17 protein-coding genes and 2 pseudogenes are annotated in these 21372 nt (G+C 51.1%); 2 read left to right on the top strand and 17 right to left on the bottom strand.

Features of this window, described 5'->3' with window-relative positions; genetic code table 11:
* Positions 1-262: 262 nt before the first annotated feature.
* The 3 genes and pseudogenes from ACSHWX_RS15245 to ACSHWX_RS15235 form a co-directional block, all read right to left on the bottom strand.
* Positions 263-382: pseudogene (locus ACSHWX_RS15245) on the bottom strand (IS3 family transposase); the annotation flags it as partial.
* A gap of 95 nt (positions 383-477) precedes the next feature.
* Positions 478-1635 carry a mandelate racemase/muconate lactonizing enzyme family protein gene (locus tag ACSHWX_RS15240; protein ID WP_435669089.1) on the bottom strand — a complete coding sequence of 386 codons (1158 nt, stop codon included), beginning with the start codon at positions 1633-1635 and terminating at the stop codon, positions 478-480.
* 129 nt (positions 1636-1764) lie between these two features.
* Positions 1765-2868 (bottom strand): ABC transporter ATP-binding protein, encoded by a 1104-nt coding sequence (locus ACSHWX_RS15235; protein WP_435669088.1) that lies wholly within the window; start codon positions 2866-2868, stop codon positions 1765-1767.
* 386 nt (positions 2869-3254) lie between these two features.
* Between ACSHWX_RS15235 and ACSHWX_RS15230 the strand changes: the two genes are divergently transcribed.
* Both ACSHWX_RS15230 and ACSHWX_RS15225 read left to right on the top strand, forming a co-directional pair.
* Entirely contained in the window at positions 3255-4649 is a 1395-nt protein-coding gene (locus ACSHWX_RS15230) for an ABC transporter substrate-binding protein (protein WP_435669087.1), read from the top strand.
* Between the two features lie 189 nt (positions 4650-4838).
* Positions 4839-6800 (top strand): ABC transporter permease subunit, encoded by a 1962-nt coding sequence (locus ACSHWX_RS15225; protein ID WP_435669086.1) that lies wholly within the window; start codon positions 4839-4841, stop codon positions 6798-6800.
* A 240-nt stretch (positions 6801-7040) separates the two neighbouring features.
* Here ACSHWX_RS15225 and ACSHWX_RS15220 read toward each other — a convergent pair whose 3' ends face one another.
* From ACSHWX_RS15220 to ACSHWX_RS15155, 14 genes and pseudogenes are all read right to left on the bottom strand, one after another.
* The gene (locus ACSHWX_RS15220) at positions 7041-7790 is read right to left on the bottom strand and encodes a ribonuclease activity regulator RraA (protein WP_435669085.1); all 750 of its coding nucleotides are present in this window, start codon (positions 7788-7790) and stop codon (positions 7041-7043) included.
* A gap of 149 nt (positions 7791-7939) precedes the next feature.
* Positions 7940-9454, bottom strand: a complete 1515-nt coding sequence (locus ACSHWX_RS15215; protein WP_435669084.1) for a M81 family metallopeptidase — start codon at positions 9452-9454, stop codon at positions 7940-7942.
* 91 nt (positions 9455-9545) lie between these two features.
* Positions 9546-9873 (bottom strand): annotated as a pseudogene (locus ACSHWX_RS15210) (IS3 family transposase); the annotation flags it as partial.
* 34 nt (positions 9874-9907) lie between these two features.
* On the bottom strand, positions 9908-10819 hold the full coding sequence (locus ACSHWX_RS15205; protein WP_435669083.1) for a dihydrodipicolinate synthase family protein: 912 nt from the start codon (positions 10817-10819) through the stop codon (positions 9908-9910).
* Positions 10820-10827: 8 nt separating this feature from the next.
* Positions 10828-11739: an aminotransferase class IV gene (locus tag ACSHWX_RS15200; protein WP_435669082.1), complete on the bottom strand. Its 912-nt coding sequence runs from the start codon at positions 11737-11739 to the stop codon at positions 10828-10830.
* Between the two features lie 42 nt (positions 11740-11781).
* Positions 11782-13029, bottom strand: a complete 1248-nt coding sequence (locus ACSHWX_RS15195; RefSeq protein WP_435669081.1) for an aminotransferase class III-fold pyridoxal phosphate-dependent enzyme — start codon at positions 13027-13029, stop codon at positions 11782-11784.
* An 85-nt stretch (positions 13030-13114) separates the two neighbouring features.
* Positions 13115-14044: a dihydrodipicolinate synthase family protein gene (locus ACSHWX_RS15190; RefSeq protein WP_435669080.1), complete on the bottom strand. Its 930-nt coding sequence runs from the start codon at positions 14042-14044 to the stop codon at positions 13115-13117.
* A gap of 58 nt (positions 14045-14102) precedes the next feature.
* Positions 14103-15116, bottom strand: a complete 1014-nt coding sequence (locus ACSHWX_RS15185; RefSeq protein ID WP_435669079.1) for an ABC transporter ATP-binding protein — start codon at positions 15114-15116, stop codon at positions 14103-14105.
* Positions 15106-16119 (bottom strand): ABC transporter ATP-binding protein, encoded by a 1014-nt coding sequence (locus ACSHWX_RS15180; protein WP_435669078.1) that lies wholly within the window; start codon positions 16117-16119, stop codon positions 15106-15108. Before ACSHWX_RS15180 ends, ACSHWX_RS15185 begins: the two co-directional genes overlap by 11 nt.
* A gap of 4 nt (positions 16120-16123) precedes the next feature.
* Positions 16124-17038 carry an ABC transporter permease gene (locus ACSHWX_RS15175; RefSeq protein WP_435669077.1) on the bottom strand — a complete coding sequence of 305 codons (915 nt, stop codon included), beginning with the start codon at positions 17036-17038 and terminating at the stop codon, positions 16124-16126.
* 10 nt (positions 17039-17048) lie between these two features.
* Positions 17049-18008, bottom strand: a complete 960-nt coding sequence (locus tag ACSHWX_RS15170; protein WP_435669076.1) for an ABC transporter permease — start codon at positions 18006-18008, stop codon at positions 17049-17051.
* A gap of 93 nt (positions 18009-18101) precedes the next feature.
* On the bottom strand, positions 18102-19724 hold the full coding sequence (locus ACSHWX_RS15165; RefSeq protein ID WP_435669075.1) for an ABC transporter substrate-binding protein: 1623 nt from the start codon (positions 19722-19724) through the stop codon (positions 18102-18104).
* A gap of 33 nt (positions 19725-19757) precedes the next feature.
* Positions 19758-20474, bottom strand: a complete 717-nt coding sequence (locus tag ACSHWX_RS15160) for an FCD domain-containing protein (RefSeq protein WP_435669074.1) — start codon at positions 20472-20474, stop codon at positions 19758-19760.
* 158 nt (positions 20475-20632) lie between these two features.
* Positions 20633-21370, bottom strand: a complete 738-nt coding sequence (locus ACSHWX_RS15155; protein WP_435669073.1) for an RraA family protein — start codon at positions 21368-21370, stop codon at positions 20633-20635.
* Between the last annotated feature and the right edge of the window lie 2 nt (positions 21371-21372).

The following is a 21372-nucleotide window of genomic DNA, read 5'->3' as shown; positions in this document are numbered from 1 at the left end:
GGGTTGGAAAAGCCCGGTCGCTTTCGAACGGAAAGTGGCTTAAACGAGCACCTGGGGCGGCACGAAAGCGCGACAGGTCCAAACCGCCCTGCCCGGCTCAAGTCAGTTTCTTCTGACAGAGCCCTCCAGGATGATTACGGGGCATTGTTTGCCGGTGGATGGTGGATATCTGGCACAGTGAGAAGGCTTCTCTTCATCGTCTGTCTCCTTCTTGGAGAACAGGCTAAATCGAAACACAGGACCTTTTAGGAGAGCAGGTCACGATTTGTGTGGGATGAACGCCAAACTTCTTGGACAGTTTAACCAACGTTATTTCATCACGGATTGCTTCCAGCGCAACCTTGGCTTTGAGCAATGCAGAATGGTTCTTTCGCTCCGTTATTTCGGATCGTGCCTTTCATCACACGATCCATCTTAACAACTGGCCCGAATTTCTGCGACCACGTCTTGCCTTGCCCGGCGTTTGCCTAGATCGGCTCACTCAAACCAAGTTGTACCTGGATACTGATATTTTTTGGCGACCTCTTCGTCGAGCTCGAGACCGATACCGGGCGCGTCTGACATTTCGATGAAACCATCTTTGATGATGTCGCGGTTTTCCTTGATGATCGTCGTCCAGTAATCACGTTCGGTCCAATGGAACTCAAGCACCAAAAAATTCGGAATGGTCGCACAAACATGTGCTGATGCCATAGTTCCGATTGGCGAAGAGACGTTATGTGGCGCAAAGGGCATCGAATAGATTTCGGCCATATTCGCGATCTTGCGGCATTCAGAAAGGCCGCCGCATTTCGGAATGTCCGGCATGATTATGTCAACGGCATGCTTTTCAATCAATTCGCGAAAGCCGTGCCTAAGGTACAGGTTTTCGCCGGCACAAATTGGCGTCGATGTGGCTGCGGTGATTTCTCGCATCGTATCGATATTTTCTGGCGGAATTGGCTCTTCAAGCCACATCAACTTTAAGGGTTCCAGGTCACGGGCCAGTCGGATTGCGCTGTGCTTATCCAGTCGGGTGTGCAGATCGGTGGCGACCTCGACATCTGGTCCGGCGGCCTCGACCACCATCTCGGCGAGTTTGACCATGCGATCATGTTCCCACCCAGTGGGTGTCATATTGAAACGATCCTTAACATAATGCTCTGTCTCGCTGCCAATGTGACCGTATGCGAAGATATCCAGGTCGATCTTCAACGCCTTGAAACCGCGTTCAAGAATGCCGTTTACAACCCGTTTTGTTTCGTCGAAATTCAGCCCCGGTGAAACTTCACAGTCAGCGTAAACCTTGATCTTGTCGCGAAATTTGCCGCCCATAAGGTCGTAGATCGGCACGCCAAGTGCCTTGCCTTTCAAATCCCAAAGCGCGATTTCGATACCCGTCAATGCGGTTATGAAAGCCCCTGCAAAACCACCTTCGAAAACCAGGCTGCGCCGTGTATCTTCGAATATTTTGTCGATCTCAAAGGGATCAAGGCCAACCAGTTTCGGCGCGAGTTCGTTGATGATGGCAATTGCCGGATGGCCACCATGCACACACTCGCCGATGCCGGTGATACCTGCGTCTGTTTCAACCTTGACCCATAGGTGCATACAGTGGCCGGTTGAGGCGGCGGTCTTGACGGAAGTGATCTTCATGACTTGATTTTACCTCCCAGTAAATCAATGGCTTAGCACAACAAACACATTGGTTTTGTTTATCGTAGCGTCGTGAGCCGCGCGGTGCTTTGTTGTCTGGCTACACCAAAAAACCAACCACAAATCCGACTAAATGGTTGCCGCGGCCGCGGACTTGATCGAGGGGCCTGAGGCCAAGAAAATGTGGGTATCGTCCGGTGTAAAGTTCAACCCGATGCTTTCGCCCGGGCGTACATCCGCGACACCGGCAATTGTCGCCAAAACGGAGTTTCCTGAAGCGGTCGAAATGTTAATCACGGTCTCATTTCCAAGGTGTTCGACAAGGATAACGTCGCCGCGAATTAGCCCTTCTTCAGCACGAGCTAGAGCCAACTGATGAGGCCGAATTCCCAAGACCAAATCTGCGCCGACGCTCAAGTCATGTCCTGAAATATCAAATTTATTCGGTTTCACATCTTCGGAACCGACGCTGATCTGGTCACCTTCAACCGCAGTCACGGAGATCGGGAAAAGGTTCATTTTGGGCGCGCCGATGAACCCAGCAACAAATAGGTTCTCCGGCCGCTGGTACAGGTCAAGAGGTCGCCCTACCTGTTGCACAACGCCTTGATCAAGAACCACAATTTTGTCGGCAAGTGTCATTGCCTCAATCTGATCGTGGGTCACATAGATCATTGTCGCGTCGAGGTTTTGGTGCAGCGTTGCGATTTCCATCCGCATATCGACACGGAGCGCCGCATCAAGATTTGAAAGCGGTTCGTCAAAAAGAAATGCTTTTGGATCTCGGACAATCGAGCGCCCGATTGCCACCCTTTGTCGCTGGCCTCCTGACAGCTGAGCCGGTTTACGCTCCAACAATTCTTCCATTTGAAGGATGCTCGCGGCTTCGCGGATTTTGGCGTCGCGTTCTGATTTGCTCAGCCCCGCCATTTTCAGTGAAAATCCAATATTGTCGTAGACGGTCATATGCGGGTAAAGTGCGTATGATTGGAAAACCATGGCTATTCCGCGATCCCTTGGCGCCATGTCGTTGCAAAAGATATCGTCAATAAAGAGATCACCATCTGAGATTTCTTCTAGACCTGCGATCATGCGCAGCAACGTAGACTTGCCGCAACCAGACGGGCCAACAAACACAACGAATTCGCCGTGAGATATGTCGAGATCGATCCCCTTTATGACGTTAAGAGCACCGAAATTTTTGGTAACATTTCTAAGTTGAAGTCCCGCCACAATTCGCCTCCCAACGATTGATCTTTCAACCACAAACCAAATTTGGGATAGCTTTTCAAGTTTTACCGCAGTTTCTTACAGCCTCCAATTTCCTACGCAACAGCGTGAAACTTCCGTAAGGTCAACTAAACGCACAGTTATATCAATTGACCCAGACGAATTGGCGACCGGTCCGGACCTTCCAGAAATGAACAGGCCCAACAGTGCTGTTGACTCAACCATGCTATTTTGTGAACAATGCACTGATATATCAGTCTCTATATGAGTGCGCGCCCCATTTTGGGGAAAAGAACGCAACAAAGTTGAGACGATAAAAGCGCGAGGCGTACTGGCGTCGCCGGATCGTACCACGCGGATTAACTGTTATCAGGGAGGACGTACTAATTATGAAAATTAGAAAAATTAGCCGCCGCGAAATGCTAAGAGGAACAGCTGCGACCAGCGCTGGCTTAGTCGCTGCAGGAGCCGGCATTCCCGCTTTTGCACAAGATGCGGATTTGCCGGTAGGATCTTCGGGCAAGCTAACGGTTATCCACCGTACTGAATACTTTGCGGCCGCTCAGGATTTGTTCCGTGAGACTGTTGAAAATTTCGCAGCCGCGAACGGTGCTGAGTTGGATATCTCGACAACCAATGCTGAAGCATTTGGCGACTTCATGGGTAAAATGACGGCTGCCGTACAGGCGGGCAACCCACCGGATATCGCGTATACCAGTAACGTAAGCATCACGCAGATGAACCTGCTTGGGTTGCTCGAGGACGTTTCTGATGTCGTCGAAGAGGCTATCAAGAAATACGGCAACGTGATGCCCGGTATTAACGCTGAAGTTAACGGCAAATTTGATGGCAAATGGATGGCTATTCCATTCATCGCTGGCACAACCGGTTACTACATGCGTGGCGACAAACTGGCGGAAAAAAACATTGATCCAGCAAGCCTACTAACGTTTGGAGACCGACGTGAGGCAGCACTGGCAATTTCAGATCCAGACGGTGAGTTCTGGGGCTGGGGTCAAACCCCTAACCAGTCTGGCGACGGTTACGGATTTCTCAACCTTGTCGTAATGGCTTTTGGTGGTCACTACACCGATGAAAGCGGCATGATCGTTCAGTTCGATTCACCTGAAACGGTTGCGGCGTTTGAGTGGCTCAAGGAAACTTATGACCGTGGTGGGAAATACGCTGCAATGCTGCCACCAGGTGTCGAAAGCTGGGGCGACATTTCCAACAACGAAGCATATCTTGCAGACAAGATCGGCTATACGCACAACGCATTCTCGATCTATGCGCAGGCCAACCGGGACAACAACCCGGTCTTCAAGAAAATCGCTTTGTTGCCTGCACCAACGGCAAATAATGGCGACAGTCGTGACGGCGGGAATGTCAATGGATGGCTGACCATTTTCAAAGGCGCGCCGAACGTTGATCTTGCCAAGCAAATGGCACTTGATCTGCTTGATCCAGCAAACTTCACCAAGATGTCTGAAGTCGCTGGCGGATTGTTCATGCCTGCTTACGAAAACCTTTGGACAGATGAGCTACTTGCGGCTGATCCTAACTTTGCGATTATCAAAGAGCAGTGTAGCGTTCCAGAGCCCTTCATCGGAGCGTCTTGGCCTGCGCAGCCAAATGCAGCGATTGACGCAATTCGTGCGCAGGGTATCCTTGAGCAGACGGTTGGCAATGTAATCTCAGGCCGGATGACACCAGCTGAAGCAGCCACAGATGGACATAACAAGATTGTTCAACTGTTCGAAGAAGGCGGCATAGCACAGCCCTAAGGGTTTCAAAGTCAAAAGGGCGGCATTCGTCGCCCTTTTGATGTGCGTACGATCAAACCGATCAAAAGAAACGGCCAATTTGCTGATTTATTCCCACGCAAATTTCCGAGAAAAATATTTGCCTTAGGCCAATGTCAGACGAGGCTGCGCAATAACGTAATCCGCATATGATCCTGAAAGTGATACCCAATGGCAAATCAGGCACAACCGAGTGTCCCCCACGTTAGAACCCCTGCAGCTCTTCGTGCCCGAAAACTAAGAGCGATACTTGGCCCGGACTGGAAGGTCGCAATCCCGTTTGTCACGCCGATGGTCTTGATCATGGTTGGCCTGATTTTATGGCCATTCATTGACGCAATCTTTCTGAGCTTCACGTCGCTTAATTTTTTGACAGGGAAGACCGTGGATGTTGGGTTTCGCAACTACGCACGATTGCCATCAAACAGCGATTATGTCCTGTCGATGCAAAATACCATAAAGTTCACAGCCTGGTCGCTAACAATCAAACTGGCTACCGGTATGACGATCGCGTTGATACTCAACAGCCGCATTCCTTACCGGTCGTTGTTAAGCGGTATAATGCTGTTGCCTTGGATCGTTCCTGAAATCGTAACCGCTCTGGCTTGGAAAAGCATTTTTGACCCGCTATTTGGTGGCCTGAACCCAATTTTGATGGGTATTGGATTAATTGACCGGCCTCTGGGCTGGCTTTCCGACCCCAATTTGGCGATGCCCAGTGTGATTGCGGTGAACGTATGGAAAGGCATTCCATTCTACGTCCTTTTGCTGCTCGCTGGCCTAAAGGCTGTCGACCGTGAACAATTGGAAGCGGCCGAGGTGGACGGAGCCAACGTAGTGCAACGCTTCCGTTATGTGACACTGCCGGGTTTGCGCTATGTTATCGTTGTTACTCTGCTCTTGTCTTTTATCTCGACCTTCAACCAGTTTGGATTGATCTTCCTGATGACGGGCGGTGGCCCTAGCGGTGCGACGAAGCTCTATTCGATCCTAGCCTATGAAAAGGCGATTGGATCACTTCAGTATGGACCGGGCATCGCAATCGCGTTCAGTGTTGCGCCGTTGATGGCTATCCTGATTTGGTTGCTGGCAAAATTCATGCGGGCAGAAGACCGGCAAGCCGTTGTAGAACGTGACACGCGTTTCTTGGACCGCATTGCAAAGCTCGCGCAGCAAGCGCTGGATCTTATACTGGATCTGATTTTTCTACCCTTCCAAATTATCCTTAAAGGGTTTGGGGCGCTTTCGCGAATGTTCCGAAAGATGTCCAAAGGAGGCGCGTCAAAACCTCTTTTCAAGCGCGCAGGACAGGAACGGATGGGCGTCTTGGGGCGATTGCTCATTTTGATCCCGTTCATGTTGTTTGTTTTGTTTCCCTTCTATTGGGTGGTCATCACATCGTTCAAAAGCACACCACAGATAAGTCAGCGGGTTTCAATTTTCTGGCCCGACCCGGCCACGCTGGATCAATATAAGTCGCTGATCTGGGACACCCCTTTTCTGACTTGGTTGTTCAACTCTGCTTTCATCGCAACGGTCAGCACATTGGTATCCGTTTCCCTCGCGTCTTTGGCCGCTTATGCTTTGTCGCGTTTGAAATTTACCGGTGCTGGTTTGCTGACCACCTTCCTGTTGATCACCTATTTGCTGCCCGGAACTTTGCTGTTCATCCCCCTTTATCAAACGCTCACAAGTCTTGGCCTGATCAATACTTACGGGGCACTGATCATTACATATCCTACATTTTTGCTGCCCTTCGCGACTTGGGTCATGCTGGGATATTTCCGCTCAATTCCAATAGAACTTGAAGAAGCGGCGATGATTGATGGCGCAAGTCGGTTGTATGTGTTCTGGAAAATCACGCTTCCGCTTGCGGCTCCGGCATTATTGGCTGTTGCGCTGTTCGCCTTCACAAACGCATGGAATGAGTTCTTGTTCGCCTTTGTCTTTATCAACAGTGAATCCCTGCGAACCTTGCCAATCGGCCTTCTCTCCATGGTCGTGGGCGATATTCTTCCATGGGGCGAGCTCATGGCAGCATCATTGCTGACGGCAATTCCGGTTGCGATACTGTATGTCTTCGCACAGCGTTTCCTCACCGAGGGGCTGACGATAGGTGGCGTGAAAGGTTAAAAAACGTCGTAGTCCTGTTGATGCTCAGTCTATTGCGGTCGGCAAATGTCGCCCTGCAATTGCGATATCGCTCAAGAAGTCGCCGGACCCAGCGTAGGGGCCACTTGGAAAAGTGATGCAGACCTTTTGGACTCAAAACTGCGCCAATGAACGCAGGCACGGTCCACCACAGTTTTCAAGTTATTTGATCCCGATCTGTGACCTGCAATACGAGCATTTTACACTTCACATTCTCGACTTTCAGTCTGGCTTACCCGATTTCTTCTTCTGCCATTCTTCGTATTCGCCACGGGCATCGTCATGCAACGGATAATAGCGTTGCAAAGAGCCGCCTTCGAGAAGACGTTCTTTTGAGAACGCTTCCCAATCGTGATGCTCCGTCGCTTTCTCGATCACGTCATCAGCCATCGCCACAGGCACCACGACCACTCCATCGTCGTCAGCAACAATAATATCGCCAGGGATCACCGTGACATTGCCACAGGCCACCGGCACGTTCACTGCAAATGGCATGATGTTGGTCTGCACATGATAGTTGGGCGTAACACCACGCACCCAGATTGGCAGATCCAGCTCTTTCACATTTGGGTAATCCCGGATGCAACCATCAATCACCACGCCAGACCCACGGCGGCCCTTGAAGTACGTCAGCATCATGTCGCCAAACACACCCGAGCTCATGTCGGCGCGCGCGTCAACCACCACAAAATCACCTTCCTGTACATGATAAAGCACGTGCCGATGCAACTGTTTTTCCGGGTCTGTATATTCGCCATCCTCAAACAGATCACCGCGCTGTGGCATGAATTGCAGCGTCAGTGCCGGTCCCGCCGCGACCTTACCTTCATTATGCGTCACCGGCCCGCTCATATGCGAGTTACGAACTCCCATGCGTGCCAGAGTCGCGCTGATCGTGGCTGTACCGACCGCCTTCAATGCATCAACTTGCGCCTGCGGTGGGCGCTTTTTAATGTCTTCTGTCTTGATCATCTTTTGTCCTCCCGAACACTGGTGCCGCGTCAAACGATCAGGCTGACACATCAAGTCTGCCTGCCGCGCGGTTCCTCCATTGGTTCAGTGTGGCGGCACCGCATGGCTGTGGCAAGCGCGCAGGGCCGTATTTTGGAAATTCGTTTTCTTCATCCCTGGCCCCCGCGATTTGCAGGATGCGCATCATGCCAGTCTGCCACCGGATCAAGCGGATGGATTGGCCTGGGTAGACGCTTCCACGGCAGGCTATACACATCCGATTGACCTGGCCCGCCCGTATCAGCCCGGATCACTTTTGATGTAATTGACGCGAAGAATTGAAAGTTTGACGCGGTCTTTACCACGGCAATTTTGTAGTCAGTCGGCTCAATTCCGAATATCCGATAGACGCTTGGCAGATTTCCAGCGACGCCTCGCAACTCTGTAATCAACAATGTCACCGGCCCGGTTTCAAAAATCACCACACGGCCCATGTTGACAATGTCCTGATGATTGTACCCCTCAACACGCGCCGCACTGCCATCAGCGATCTTGCGGACTTTTCCGGTCACCGTCAGCGGCTTAAAAAACTCTGTCGCTGTGCAGCCCCCCAGATCAAGCGTGATTTCTGCCCCCTCGCCTGCGGCGACCAATTCGGCGACGGCCTTTTTGGAAATCATCGGGATCAGAACCTTGCTTTCAATCCCCAATCGCAGGACCGATTCCAAGATGACATTGCTGTCGCCTGCAGCACCACCAAACACCGTATCACCAGTGTCGCTAATCACAACGAGGCCCTTTTCCTCTGCATCCGCTGCGCGCACTGCATCATCAACAGGCATTGCCTCTCGTTCCTCGAACTCGGCTCGAATTTTCCAAACAAATTCAGCCATCTCCTCGGCTATGGTTTCCGCAAGGGCTTGATCATTGTCAGTGACCACGACCGTGGACCAGCCCCCCTCTTTCACATCAAGCCAAGGCTGCATCGGATAGTTGGACACCTGTAGAACTTTTGGGTCACGCTCCGCTGCTCGGGCTTTGTCGAACCACTTCTTCATCGGGCCGTGGGATGTCAGGAATTTCTCTTGATGCGAAACCAAAGGAATTTTACGCCAGGCCATGACCGGTTTGGCGCCGCTGGACACCACTTTTATTATCATCTCGCCGCCGAGTTTGCCGGTGTCATGCAAATCATGTGGCTGGGTTCGGTGGCCGACAATACCGTCGACGTTTGCGATGATTTTAGATGTGATGTTGGCGTGGTGATCCAAAGCCAGGATGATCGGCACTTCCGTTCCCAAAATCCGTCGGCACAGTTCGGCCTGTTCGCCCTCCACGTCATCAAATCCGTCGGCGGCGCACGCTCCATGCAGCTGCAACATTAAACCGTCTATCTTTCCTGCCTCCTTCAAACCCGTTCGAATGCGGTCTTGGAAGAACTCGAAAGTCTCTTTGTCCAATCTCCCACCAGCGACAGCAAACCCACGGATGATCGGGAAGGTTTCAACGTTCTGGCCAGACTCCCTTATCGCCTCAAGATATCCACCGATAGAGCCGACATCGGAAAGCTCCTTCAACACCTCCTGCCCTTCAATAATGCCGAACGAACGATAGTCTTCCATAGTGGTTGGCAACGGGTTGAAATCGTTGGTTTCCTGAGCAATGTGGATTAAAGCTATTCGCATCTTAAGTCTCCTGGGTGCGCTGTTCGCGCAATGTTAAGTCAGTTCTGGACTGGACCTGCCACGTTTTCGTGCCGCTCCGATTGCACATTAGGGCAGCATCACTTTCAAAAGCCACTTTGCTTTGCCAGCCGAAACCCGAGTACTGAATGGCGACGTCGCGGACTTTAGAAACCGTTGATGTATTCGAAGATGGCGATTTCAGGGGCTCTTCGGATTTGCCATGATAAACGCCAAATCATCTCCGCCCTGATAGTTTTGAAGAAGGTATCGACGGCGGTTTTGTCATAGCAATTCCCCTTCCCGTACAACGACACATTGATCCCATTTTGGCGCAGGATTTATTGATATTCGTGGGAGCAATATTTGCTGCCGCGTTCTGTAAGATTTATGCAGCATTTCGGTGGTGCCCGCAAGGCAATGCCCTTCCAGGTTTTTTTGTCTGATAGTGCCCCTTCACTCACAAAGCTCTGGTAAAGCCTTCCTTGCGGCTTGGGCAACTTTGTCGACATCATTTGGCGTCGCACCTGTGTAAGGCCACAACAGGTCAGAGCTTACCGGTCCCCATCCGCCAGCCGCCGCCAATAATTTATCCAATGCAGGATCAGAATAACCGAACTGTTGCGCAAGCGGCATAATGGTTTGTTCAAGAAATTTTACTATTCGCATTTCAATAGCAGTGGCAGCTTCTGGATCTGCCTCGCTTAGGTTCCACAATTTCACGGCCCCCTTCGGGCTTAGGCAGGCCACGTTCGAATAGGATCCATCTGCCCCAAGTGGACGACCAAAGGCAACGGAATGACCGGGCACAAAAACTGAAAAATCTTTGCCCAATTTTCGCCGCTCTGCATACCAATCTGTGTTTCCACCTCTCAGCTTAGCGCCAACCATTCCGGGTGCAACCTCGCGTAATTTGGCAATCTGTCTAAGTGAAATCTGCACTTTGGCATGAGGCGGGTTATATATGACCAAAGGCGTGTTTTGCGCGGCCTCTTGCATGCCCTCAAGAAAGCGCTGTATCTCGCCAAAGGTGGGTGGCCACCAATCGGGCAAGGTAAATTGCACGGCAGCCGGGCCTAAGGAATTAACCTTTTTCAGTCGATCCCGCGCCATGCGTGGGTTGGTGCAGTTCACCCCGATCTGAAAGGGCTTGCCAAACTTGGAAGCAATATCGGCCACCGTTCCGGCGAGTTTTTCAAACTCCGCTTCGGTCTGATTGTGAAACTCACCCGCTGACCCATTGGTGTAAATGCCCGCAAGATCACTGTGGCACAGAATTTCGGTTTCTTCGACAAGGGTATGCCAGTCAATCGCGCCATCTTGATCGATTGGAAGCAGAACCGCCCCCCAGATACCTTCCGGTCTCATGGCTTTGTTCATAGCTGGGCCTCGGCTTGTTTTGGGATATCTACGCCTACAAGATCGCTCCAGGCGGAAAGCAGTTTCCTGGTGATCGATCCGACCTGCCCATCAGCTATGTCCATGCCGTTGAAACGCGTCGCGGGCATGATGCAATAGGGTGTACTGGTGAAAAACATCTCCTCCGCAGTTGCTAGATCGTAGGGTTGCAGAACCGCTTCTTCACAAGTAATGCCAAGTTCATGGGCCAGTTGCAGAACCGTTGCACGGCTCATGCCAGCCAGACAATTGGTGGTTGTTGGCGTTCTCAGGACGCCATCCGCCACCACGAATATATTCCCGCCCTTATTTTCTGACACATTGCCGTAGATGTCCAAAATCACACCCTGTGCTGCCGGATCAATCAGCTTCACTTCTGCTTCCGCCAATGTATAGGCCAGCCGGCTGCGGTTCTTGATACGGGCGTCTAAGGATTGAGCGGGCACCGCGCGGCTCATTGATGTCACGGCGTGACAACCATTGCTGTAAAATCCAGCCCAGCTGCGCAAATCCAATGGCTGGGTGAATATCATAACAGTCGGACCACTTGCCGTTACCGTGGGGTCGGACCCTGCCATAGACAGCCCGCGAGAGATGTTGTGCACGATCCAACAATCCTGATCTTGGGCGTAGCAAGGCAAGTTTGCCTCCAGCACGTTTTGCGTGATCGTCAGCAATTGATCGGAATTGCAGCCCGGATCAATACGCATGATTTTTAGTGATTTGAACAGACGCTCAATATGGTTGGCGAGTTTAAACGGGCGATGCCGAAAGGTTCGCGTAGATTCCGTTGCGGTGTCGCCCAGCATCACTGCACTGTCAAAGATTGATATCCGCGCTTTGGATTCCGGGACCATCTGTCCGGAGATGTAGACTTGGCGTTCAATCATTGCATGTCTCCAAATATCTATCCCTGCTGACGGGCGCGTGGCCTAATTCAATCGGCTAAAACCACTGTGGCAAACCGGGCCATTGAGCTCAGCCAAGACGTCCCTGCCCTGTTCGCATTCCTGTATCAGCTCAAAACTCGGTTCGAGTGCTTCAAAATAGGCGTCGATCATTTCAGGTGTGTGGGCTGTGGAAAGGTAAACAACGTTTGACGCAAGGAAACCCTTGCCAAGCATCTGTTGAGTGATCAGCGTTTTGTAGGCCAGATTATGCGGGCTGTTGAATGTGAAACCGGTGAGTGAAGGGATCCCGCTCGTCGTCATGGGCAGCTGATATTGTGCCGCCATTTCCTGCCAGCGTGCTGTGATGGCCTGCCCTGCTGATACAATCCCATCCCACGGCGCTTCGTTTTCCATTACTTCAAGTGTGGCCAAAGCTGCCACAGATCCTATGCGTTCGGTCCAGAATGTGCTCGAAATAAAAGTCGATTGTGCCGCCTGCATGACCTCACGTTTTCCAAGCACCGCCGTCACAGCATACCCGTTTCCAAGTGCTTTTCCAAAGACGGCCATGTCGGGGGCTACACCGAACTGCATGTGCAGTCCGCCATAATTTTGACGGAACCCGGATGTGCATTCATCAAAGATCAAAACAATGCCCCGGTCGTTCGCCAGATTGCGGACTTTCTTCAAAAAACCGTTTTTTGGGGGGTGGTTTCGCATCACCTCCATCTTGATCACGCCGATGTTGTGTTCAGTGACCAGTGCCAGTAAATCTTCGAAGTCATTGTATCGAAACGGATAGGTACTGCCGTTCAGATCCTGAGGAACCCCTGCAGGATCGAGCCCAGGCAACAGATGCTCATCCAATCCATCACCACTTGGTAGGTTTGTGGCCAGATACCAGTCATGCCACCCGTGATACCCACAAATCGCTACACAGTCGCGCCCACTAGCCGCACGCGCGATACGAATTGCAACGGCGTTTGCCTCACCCCCAGTGCGCGCGAACCGCGCCATGTCGGCCCACGGGTGAAGGTCGACCAGTTGTTCGGCCAGCGCGACCTCTTCCGGCGCGTTCAGCGTCGTCAAATTGCCATTGCCGATAGAATTACGCACGGCCTCGTCGACCTTGGGGTGTGCATAGCCCAAGACATTTGCACCAACCCCCATGATCGACATGTCGATGTATTCTGTGCCGTCCAGGTCCCACAGCCGGGCACCGCTGGCGCTACTGAAATAAGCGGGCCAAAGGTCAGGCAAGAACATCTCTGGCCTTTTGGACAGCAACATATTACCGCCAGGAATAAGCCTCTTAGCCTTACCATAAAGACGCTGGCCCTTGCTTATCTTCACTTCAACCGTTCCCCTCTGCCTATCAAATCATCTCCAGAAAGGCCGCGTCTTTCAGGCTTCTGTCCTGTTTGAGTTTTCGGAAAGCTGACTTCAGTTCTTCTTCTTGCGCTTCGGTGATGAAATTGTCGAATGGTCGGCGACAATATCCAGCATCTGCGCCTTGCCACGCCATCGCGCGCTTGATCACTGCGGTTGGGGTATGGTTTAGCGAAAAGAAAATGATTGCATTCCCGGTTTCCTGCAAGCTTTTCGCGCGTATCATATCGCCTTTCTCTACTGCTTCATTCAATGCAATGAATACCTCTGGGATCATGTTATAAAATGAGCCGATAATACCGTCAGCGCCGTAGGACAGGCCAGACATTGCCATTTCATCCGACCCAGAATAAACGCGAAAATCTGCACCGATTTCTTCCTTAATTCGGATGATTTCGAATTGCGTGGCAGCCGTATATTTGATGCCGCCGACGCCAGGAATGCTGGCCAGTCTTTTAACCAGGTCAAATCCAAGCTCGCCCGCGAGCGGAATTTTGTAGACGACCATTGGCAGATCTGTAGCCGCAGTTAGATCAGCATAATAATTGAACACCTGATCAGGCGTGAACGGCCAATAAAATGGCGGCACTGACGATACTGCATCCACACCCGCTGATTGCGCGCGCTGTGCCAGATCAATTGAAAGATGGGTTCCGATCGCGCCGATATGCGCCACCACAGGAACCCGTCCTGCAACTTGGTCAACAACGATCTCGACCACCCGTGCGCGTTCGTCCGGCGACATCAAAAAAGTCTCGCCCGTGCTTCCGGTCGTATAAAGGCCGCCGACGCCACGCTCGATCAGAAAGTCGATACAACTGCGCATTCGGGTTTCGTCAAAGCGCTCACTTTCATCAAATGGGGTGATCAACGCAGGGATAACGCCCTTGAAGTCGCTTAGATCAAAATTGGGCATATTGTTCTCCATAGAAAAAGTGATTGGTCGGTTGCTGGTCGTAGGGCCGGAGTAAGTTTTAATCAGCGGCGGTCAGATCAATGAGGTGGCAAGACGCAAAATGATCATTGCCGTCAATTGAATACCGCCGAAGCGGGGGCACTTGGATTTTGCAAATGTCGGTCGCTTTCGGGCATCTGGGATGAAATGGGCACCCGCTGGGCGGATTTACTGGGCTTGGGACATCGCCCTCTAGAACAATTCTTTTGGTTTGTTTGTCCAAGTCCGCAACGGGGATGGCCGACAACAAAGCCTCTGTGTAGGGATGCAACATGTTGGCATACAAATCCTCAGAGCGGCAAAGTTCGACGATGCGCCCCAGGTACATAACTGCAATCCGATCGCAGATATATTCGGTGACGCTCAAGTCATGGGTAATAAAGACGTAAGTAAGGTTTCGTTCCTTCTTTAACGCCATCAGCAATTGAAGAACCTGCGCCTGAATTGAGACATCCAGCGCGCTAACAGCCTCATCACAGACAATCAGTTCCGGCTCGACGCTCAACGCGCGCGCTATGCCAATACGTTGCCGCTGCCCTCCCGAAAACTCGTGTGGATAGCGGTCCATGTATTCCCGCCGCATATTTACGGCTTCCAGCAAGTCGCCAATTATTTTTCGGCGTTCTTTTCTGGTTTTGATCCCGTATTTCTTCAATGGGTCCTGAAGTGACCCAAAAATCGTAAACGCCGGATTCAGAGACGAATGCGGATCCTGAAAAACGATTTGAAGACGTTTGCGAAACGGCACCATTTCATCGTTGTCCAGTACCGCCAAATTTGTTTGTTCGTCCTGAGATGAATAGATGATGTCACCTTCGGTTGCTTCAACCAGACGCAATATGGTCTTGCCCAAGGTCGTCTTGCCGCATCCGCTTTCACCCACCAGCCCCAAAACTTCACCGCGGTAGATGTCCAGGTCGACGCCATCTACAGCTTTTACATGCGCGACAGTGCGTTTGAAAATTCCTGCTTTGACCGGGAAGTAGGTCTTAACGCCCCTAAGGTTCAGGATAGCATCGGGATCACCCTGCATCTGGCAAAAACTCCTGATATCGCCAACACATGACGCGATGTTGGGCGTTGAACGTTACCTCGTCTGGCATAACCTCACAGGCTTCAACGCGAAATTTGCACCTTGGCGCAAATTGACACCCTTTTGGGCGATTGTATGGATCGGGCGTCGAACCCGCGATAGGTTGAATGTCTTGATCTCGCCCACGTCCAAGGACGGGAATAGATTCAAGCAATGCGCGGGTGTATGGGTGAACCGGGTTGCGGAGCACTTGATCAACTGTGCCGGTCTCTACGATATTGCCCATATACATGACGGCGACATCATCGGCCAATTCAGCGACGACACCCATATCATGGGTGATCAACATGATGGCAGTTTCATGCTCTACCTTCAGTTTTTTCATCAATTCAAAAATCTGAGATTGAATTGTAACGTCCAGCGCGGTGGTCGGCTCGTCCGCGATCAGAATCTTTGGATTGCACGACATCGCCATGGCGATCATCGCGCGTTGCCGCATCCCCCCGGAATAGGAATGGGGATAATCATCTACACGCATTTCAGGCAGGGAAATCCCCATGTCCCGCAACAGGTCGATTGTTTTTGCGCGAATTTCACTGCTCGACAAATCCGTATGATACTTCAGGCTTTCGCCGATCTGAAACCCAATGGTGTATACAGGGTTCAAGGCCGTCATGGGATCCTGGAAAATCATCGCAATTTCCGAACCACGGATCGCGCGCATTTCCTTACCATTGCGCGCAAGTTGATCAATGTGCACATCACCGCTTTCGCTGTGATAGGTGATCTGGCCTTGTTCAATTCGCGACAGCGTGGGCAAAAGTTGCATGATGGTTGAAGCGGTCACGCTCTTCCCGCACCCACTTTCACCAACAATGCATAATGTCTTACCCCGACGAATTTCGAAAGACACACCATTGACCGCCTTATTGCAGCGGTTGTTTGTATATAAGTATGTCTTTAAGTCCTTGACGCTGAGCGCGACATCTTGGTTTGCGGTCACAGTCTTATCCTTGCTGGGACGGATCTGTCGCATCGCGCAGACCGTCGCCAATGAAGTTAACACTAAGAACGAACAGAGAAATAACCATGCCTACGGGCAACCACATCCACCAAAAATTCTGAAGCACACGAATTTCCTGTGCGACGTTCAGGATATTTCCCCATGTCGGAATGCTTGCCGGCACTCCCAAGCCCAAAAAACTAAGTCCGGCCTCTGCCAGAATGAACGCAGCAGTCGACAAAGTGATGTTCACCATGATCGGTCCCAGTGCATTCGGCAAAATATGTTTGTAGCAAATCGTGGCCGTGGACAGCCCAAAGCTTTGCAAAGCCTGCACATATTCTTCTTCTCGCAAAGACAACATTCGAGCCCGCGCCATCCGGTACATGCCGCCCCAGCCGGTTAACACGAATATGATCATAAGATTGATTAGGCTTTGGCCAATGATTGAAACCAACAAAAGCACCAAAATGATCTGCGGAAAGGACATGAAAAGTTCGGAAATCCTTAACGCGATGACATCCAACCATCCCCCTATGTAAGCGGTATAGGCGCCGATCAGAACGCCAATAATTGCAGAAATGACGCCGCTGCCAAGCCCAACAAGGATAGAAACGCGCCCGCCATATAGAACCCGTGCGAAGACATCTCGACCGGTTTTGTCCGTACCAAACCAATGCTCCAGCGACGGTGGCTTGGACATATTGCGTAGATCGATTTTTGACGGATCAGCACTAGTAAAGAGCGGCGCAAAAACCGCCGTAAACACAATAATGCTGAACAGGATCAACCCAACCACAGCGAGGCGATTATTAAAGAGCTTTTTCAGGGCACGACTTCCGCTTTTGGATGAAAGCACCCCGGCTTCTTCACGCGCCAGTATTTTGTCGAATTTACGGTTTTGAGAACGCGATGCCAATTTCCTGCCCCTAGCTCAATCTTACGCGTGGGTCGATCAACGCGGTCAAAACATCGATAATGAGACTGGCCAGCAGCACCGCGAAAACTGAAAACAAGGCAATCATCATGACCAGTGGATAGTCTGATCCGCGCACCGCCCCGATGAACTCATTGCCGATGCCGGGCCATTGAAAAACCTGCTCAATGATCACCGAACCGCCTATCAAAAGCGGCAAACGAAACCCAATCAAAACAATGACGGGTGTAAGGGCCACGCGAAACCCGTGCAGCAAGTTAACCCGCCATTCTGGCAATCCTTTCGAACGCGCTGTTGTTATGAATTCTCTTGTCAATGCGTCGAGCATTGATGATCTCGCATAACGCATCACCCCCGCAGTCATCATCAGCGACAGCACCATTGCCGGCATAACAATGTGAGGAACGCGATCCCAGATGGTCTCGTAACCAGGCAATAGTCGGCCTCCCACTGGCAACCACCCTAAATGAAGCCCGAAAATCAGTAGTGCGACCAGACCAAAAAAGAATTCTGGTATTGATACTCCAAACATTCCTACAACCGTAAGCGAACTGTCTGAAAGAGATCCGCGCTTCAGAGCTGAAAAGGTCCCGAGGATGCAGCCCAGAATTGTGGAGAACACCAGTGCCACCAGCGAAAGTTCCAGCGTGGCAGGAAGCCGATCGAGAAAGATAGTCGAAATCGGGACGCCGCCGGCCAGAGAATGGCCAAAATTGCCTTGCAATACATTGCCCAACCAAATCCCATAACGAGCGATATACGGTTTGTTGAGGCCATATGCTTCTCGCAATTCATTAAGCTGTTGTTCTGATAGACGGCTGGCGACTTCGGGATTGATAAGCGCCGATACTGCGTCTCCGGGGGTCAATTCTAAGGCCGTATAAACCAAAAAGCTGATGGTCAACAGCATCGGTATAAGGATCAGAACACGTCGGATTACGTAAGTCAGCATTTCCCGGAGTCCGTCCTTTTTCCTAGCGCTTCGCGGTTGTGGCAGAGGTCGCGGCAAACGCCGCGACCTTTGTTTTTATGTTGTGTGCAAGCCTTATTGGCGGGCGAACTTGTTGAACCAAATCATACGTGTGTACGGAATGTCCGCAGGAATAACCCGCATGAACTCCATTGCTTCTAGCGCGGCAACATCTGCCGTGTTCTTGGTGAAACCATAGTCCATTTTTCCGGCACCAGCGTTCTTGAGCAAGTTGCCGTCGCCATCCCCGCTAGGGAATGCAACGATCTCGTCAATTTTAGCGACGCCGCCGTGATAGTTTTCAAACGGAACAAAGCGAACAAAGTCGTTCATCTGAACTTCTTCGATTTTGAAAGGGCCAGAACCGACTGGGTTTTGCCAGAATGCTGACTGCTGCAACTGCAGTGGATCAGTGCCATCCAAGAGCGCCTTAGGAAGCGGCGCAAACTGGGTGAAAGTCAGCAACATGTTGGGATCAAGTTTCGCCATGTTGAATGTTATCGTGTTACCGTTCGTTACAATCCCTGGAACTTCATCCGATTTACCTTCGCGGTAGTCTTCTCCACCGACAATCGACGTGAAGGTGTTGTTCACGACGGCATGAACATTGGGAACGCGCAATGCGGCTTTGACGCTCCATTCGATATCGTCAACTGTCAGCGGCGATCCGTCATGCCATGTCAAACCGTCCTTCAGCGTAAAGCTTACCGACATTCCATCTTCGCCGACCGTATAGCTTTCGGCCAGTTGACCGCCGTTCGCGGCAAGCGAACCATCAGCTGACAGCAATTTGTCAAAAACAACTTTCGATGACATCCAGATTCCAAGGTTTGCCCATGGAAGCTCAAAGAACTGCATCGGCGCAGTATTGGTGTACATCACCTGCTTGCCGTTCTCATCTGGCTCGACCGTCCAATCCACAATACCCCAATCGTAGTTGTACTGCTCATTGCCGTAGCCGTGACCATTTCGGTTCAGGCGATCACTTTCATAGATAAAGAGCTGTTGGTAATAAAGCGGCAGTGCATCCAGGTTTGTGTTCCAGTACTCTTGGATTGCGAAATATGCAGGTCGCTGTTCATCAGGATCAGCCGTTGCATTAATCGCATCAATCAGTTTGTCCAGTTCAGCGTTGCCGGGCGTGTGCGATGTACCGCCAGTCTTGTATGGGTTATAGTATTCTTGCAATGCGGTCGCAGCCGCAGCGCCATAGCCCAAATCCCAGTCAATATTTGATACACCGTCGACAGGATCGGTCGGTCTCGTCGTCAGTTGCGCCCCGACGTCGCCTTCCAATTTACGATACGTCATCTTAACGCCAACATCAGCGAGGTAGGCCTGAATGGCAGCCATCAGATCGGCGGTGAGCTGATCACCGTAATAGTAAACCATATCAAGTTCGCGATCAGAGTCCCAATTTGCGGCGGCGAGCAATTCACGCGCCTTTTCAGGATCATACGAATACGCGTTCAAACCCTCTGGTTTATGGGGCCCATTGGGCAACATACTATCCGCCGCGATCGCCTTACTTTCAAGTAGGGTTTCAACGATCGTGTCCATGTCAATCGCGTAGGCTATGGCTTGTCGGACACGCGGATCGGACAGTTGCTCACTATTTATAGCTTGCGCGGATACAAGGCCCGTGCTCGCCATAAACAGGCCAGCGGCCAGAGCAATTCCTGAAATTTGATTTAACATTTGGTTCCTCCGTTGGATTACACGCTTTGGATTTTATAAAGAGACTTCCTTCGATTTACTGGTTAGAGAATTTTGAAAACTAAAATCGTAATTTCGCGTCAGGTGTGCTGTAAGCGCTTGCTCGGCAACATCCGATTTCTTTGCCACTATGGCCGATAAGATGTCTTTGTGTCCCGCGTTGCTTGTCTTGTTGTGGGCAAGGAAATCAACGCGAATTGGCGCCCCTTTCATCAGACGATCAACAAATGTTTCATGCAGCGCGACAAAGATTGGATTGCCTGACACTTCAGACAACGCACGATGAAATTTCACATCGGCAATGCGAAATGCTTTGATATCGGAAAGGTTTGCATCACATTCCTCGATGGCACTCATCATCTTTGCGATTTGCGCATTTGACGCATTCTCAGCTGCGAAACGAACCATGCTTGTCTCAAGGAACAGTCTCGCCTGCTGCAGATGCGCCAGCCCTTCGTTGTCTTTGAAGAAAAATTGCGCAGCATCGGATGCCGCCATCATAACGCGCGACAGTGTTGGCTCAGCGACGCGCGGCCGCTTACCCTTTGAATGGTCTGCAAGGCCCATGCTTTGCAGGATTGTAAGCCCTTCGCGCACAATGCTGCGACCAACGCCAAAACGATCGCAAAGATCACGCTCAGACGGAAACATATCGCCGGGTTTGATATTCCCGGCATGAACGTCGACGGCCAAAGTGTTGGCGATATGAGCTGCTTGGTTTTTGCCTTCCACGCCACCAACTCCAAAAGATTTGCACTCATCCAGTAGACCAAAAACAGTTTTTGGTGTCAACAAAATTATTTTTGGTCGACCAAAGTGAATCGTAAGAATGCGGTCACTTAAGCCTTCTTTGGAAATGTTGAATGTTTAATCTGTATACGCCAGAATTTTCAGAGAATTTGATGTCGCTCAAAAATATCAACCAACGCCTCTCCTGATCGAATTTCGTCACGCACCGTGTTTTCGGCACTTACTTTATCCAATGCCTTTTCAACGACTTGTCCAACCACAGAGGCAGGAATGATGACGATTCCATCCGGATCTCCAAAGATCAAATCTCCGCGTGAGACAGGCACGCGACCAATCTCTCCTGGGACATCGCTCATCATCATTTTCCCGCGGAATTTTGTATCAGCGGGATTTTTACCGCTGGCATAAACCGGAAAACCCAATTCCTGGATTTGCACAGAGTCCCGAACACATCCGTCGGTTAAGCACCCCGCTGCCCCCAGAAAGGTCGAACGTTCAGACAAAAGTTCGCCCCAAGGAGAAATCCGCTGATTTCCATGGCATACTAAAACAATAACCTCTCCCGGCAACAGGCTGTCTACAAGTGCGATCTCATGCTCATATACACGCGTATCTTCGTCATCGTGGTATATCGGCATATACAACCCAACACGCGCAAAACCACACAGGATCAACGCTGGATCCAAGGCGGATATCCCGGGGTGAACAACTTGATTATGATAGCCCAAGCTATCCAAAGTGTCCGCAATTGCGGCAGAATTCAGTTGCGACTTACATTGATCAATGACTTGGTTGTTGTGAATGTTATCCGGCACGTTCGCCCCCGAAATTCGTTTGCTTTTTCCTATATGTCTTACGGCAGCTGTATCTGTTGACATGC

Origin of the sequence: Maritalea sp. (assembly GCF_051251695.1) — a bacterium.
Taxonomy (GTDB): Bacteria; Pseudomonadota; Alphaproteobacteria; order Rhizobiales; family Devosiaceae; genus Maritalea.
This window is presented reverse-complemented; position numbering and strand designations above follow the sequence as displayed.

Excerpts from the sequence above, each read along its gene's own strand:
- ACSHWX_RS15240 (WP_435669089.1), bottom strand. The coding sequence starts at position 1,635 with ATGAAGATCACTTCCGTCAAGACCGCCGCCTCAACCGGCCACTGTATG.
- ACSHWX_RS15230 (WP_435669087.1), top strand. The coding sequence starts at position 3,255 with ATGAAAATTAGAAAAATTAGCCGCCGCGAAATGCTAAGAGGAACAGCT.
- ACSHWX_RS15225 (WP_435669086.1), top strand. The coding sequence starts at position 4,839 with ATGGCAAATCAGGCACAACCGAGTGTCCCCCACGTTAGAACCCCTGCA.
- ACSHWX_RS15220 (WP_435669085.1), bottom strand. The coding sequence starts at position 7,790 with ATGATCAAGACAGAAGACATTAAAAAGCGCCCACCGCAGGCGCAAGTT.
- ACSHWX_RS15215 (WP_435669084.1), bottom strand. The coding sequence starts at position 9,454 with ATGCGAATAGCTTTAATCCACATTGCTCAGGAAACCAACGATTTCAAC.
- ACSHWX_RS15205 (WP_435669083.1), bottom strand. The coding sequence starts at position 10,819 with ATGAGACCGGAAGGTATCTGGGGGGCGGTTCTGCTTCCAATCGATCAA.
- ACSHWX_RS15200 (WP_435669082.1), bottom strand. The coding sequence starts at position 11,739 with ATGATTGAACGCCAAGTCTACATCTCCGGACAGATGGTCCCGGAATCC.
- ACSHWX_RS15195 (WP_435669081.1), bottom strand. The coding sequence starts at position 13,029 with ATGTTGCTGTCCAAAAGGCCAGAGATGTTCTTGCCTGACCTTTGGCCC.
- ACSHWX_RS15190 (WP_435669080.1), bottom strand. The coding sequence starts at position 14,044 with ATGCCCAATTTTGATCTAAGCGACTTCAAGGGCGTTATCCCTGCGTTG.
- ACSHWX_RS15185 (WP_435669079.1), bottom strand. The coding sequence starts at position 15,116 with ATGCAGGGTGATCCCGATGCTATCCTGAACCTTAGGGGCGTTAAGACC.
- ACSHWX_RS15170 (WP_435669076.1), bottom strand. The coding sequence starts at position 18,008 with ATGCTGACTTACGTAATCCGACGTGTTCTGATCCTTATACCGATGCTG.
- ACSHWX_RS15165 (WP_435669075.1), bottom strand. The coding sequence starts at position 19,724 with ATGTTAAATCAAATTTCAGGAATTGCTCTGGCCGCTGGCCTGTTTATG.
- ACSHWX_RS15155 (WP_435669073.1), bottom strand. The coding sequence starts at position 21,370 with ATGTCAACAGATACAGCTGCCGTAAGACATATAGGAAAAAGCAAACGA.